Source organism: Micromonospora sp. D75 (assembly GCF_018070405.1).
Taxonomy (GTDB): domain Bacteria; phylum Actinomycetota; class Actinomycetes; order Mycobacteriales; family Micromonosporaceae; genus Micromonospora; species Micromonospora chalcea.
In genome coordinates, this window is record NZ_JAGPXV010000902.1 from 1 (window position 1) to 1,730 (window position 1,730).

The 1,730-nt window shown below is 73.2% G+C and carries 2 protein-coding genes; both read left to right on the forward strand.

Annotated elements, in window-relative coordinates; all coding sequences use genetic code 11:
* The first annotated feature begins 83 nt into the window (after nt 1-83).
* The gene (locus KBX39_RS30505; RefSeq protein ID WP_064447384.1) at nt 84-737 is read left to right on the forward strand and encodes a hypothetical protein; all 654 of its coding nucleotides are present in this window, start codon (nt 84-86) and stop codon (nt 735-737) included.
* 360 nt (nt 738-1,097) lie between these two features.
* Nucleotides 1,098-1,730 (forward strand): aminotransferase class V-fold PLP-dependent enzyme (locus KBX39_RS30510; protein WP_210873866.1); only part of this gene is annotated, 633 nt, incomplete at its 3' end.

Below are 1,730 nucleotides of genomic sequence, written 5' to 3' on the forward strand. Positions count from 1 at the left end.
CGGTGGCGGTCGTCGACTGACGCCGCCCGCAGGTCCGCCGGCCCGGCGCGGGCCGGGTCAGCCAACGAAGGGAGAACGAGACGGTGAGCGGCTCGACGATCGCACCGCCCGTCGAGGTGGTGCGCAGCCTGCCCGGCCCGGCCGGCTACATGTGCGGCCTGACCTGGGACGGCACCTGGCTCTGGCACTCCGACCAGGACGCCGCGCGGATCTTCGCGATCGACCCGGCGGACGGCGCGGTACGCCGGTCCTTCGCGTACCCGGACGTGCGGGCCGACCTGGGATACGCGGACGGAAAACTGTGCCAGATCGGCGGCCGGCCGAAGCGGATCCTGCTGATCGACCCGGCCACCGGCCAGACCGTCGGGTCGAAGCCGGTACGGCCCTCCAACGGCCGGGTCACCGGCATGGAGACCGGGCCCGAGGGCGTGTGGCTCTGCCTGCGCGCGCCCGCGGTGATCCAGCTACGGGACTTCGAGACCATGACGGTGCAGCGGGAGCACCCGGTCGTGGGGTCGCCCTCGGGCCTCACGTACGCCGAGGGTCACGTGCTCTACGCCGAGTTCGAGGACGGCCTGCTGCACGCGGTCGAGGCGGAGTCGGGCCGGCTGGTCGCCACGGTGCGGCTGCCGGGGCATCCGACCGGGCTGGCCTGGGACGGCGAGCTGGTCTGGTACTGCGACTTCGCCGACCGGCGGTTCAAGGCGGTCCGGCTGCCGGACGTGCTCGGCGGCTGACCGGCCCGGTGGGGGCGGCGGCCCGGCCGCCCCCACCCGCCCGGCGTCAGGGCACCCGGTCGCGCGCGTCGAACTGCTCCTGCCGGCGGTCGCGCTCGCCGCCGGCGCCGGCGGACGGCGGCCGGCAGCGGCCGGCGCAGCCGCACGAGCAGCCGGAGGCAGCCGGCTCCGTCCGCTGAGGATCTTCGGTGTCCGGCCAATCGCCGGTGTGGCACGCGATCATCGCTTCTCCCTGCTCTGCGGTGGGACGCGCCGGAGAGCCCGGCGCGGTCGGACGGGGCGGGCAGCGGGACGACTATTTACTTGAGAATCATATGGTAAATTCGCTGGCGGGTGCCAGCTCCTGACAGGAGGGACGCCATGCGCGTCAGCGTGACCGACGACCCCGCGACCACGACGGCCGCCCGCACCGGCGGGCCGCCCGCACCGGCCGACCCACTGCGCGCCGCCTCCTTCGCGGAGCTGCGGTCGCTGTTCGCGATGGAGCCCGACGCGGTCCACCTCAACACCGGCACCATCGGCGTGATGCCGTACGAGGTGCTGGACGTCAACGACCGGGTGACCCGGGAGTGGAACGGCGGACTGCGCAACGTCTACCCGCCCGGCATGTACCCCGAGCACCGCGCCGCCATCGGCCGGGCGTTCGGCGTCGACCAGGACGAGATGGTGATCTGCCACAACGCCACCGAGGGGGTGGCCCGCGTCATCAACGGGCTCGACCTGCACGAGGGCGACGAGGTCATCACCACCAGCCACGAGTGCTACTCGGTGCTGTCCAACTTCAACCTGCTGCGCAACCGGCACCGGATCACGCTCACCGTGCTGACCCCGCCGGTCGGGCCGGACGTCACCGCCGAGGAGATCGTCGACATGTTCGCCCGGGCGATCACGCCGCGGACGAAGGTGCTGGCGTTCGCCGCCGTCACGCTGTTCACCGGCACCCGGATGCCGGTGCGCCAGCTCTGCGACCTGGCCCAGCAACACGGCCTGACC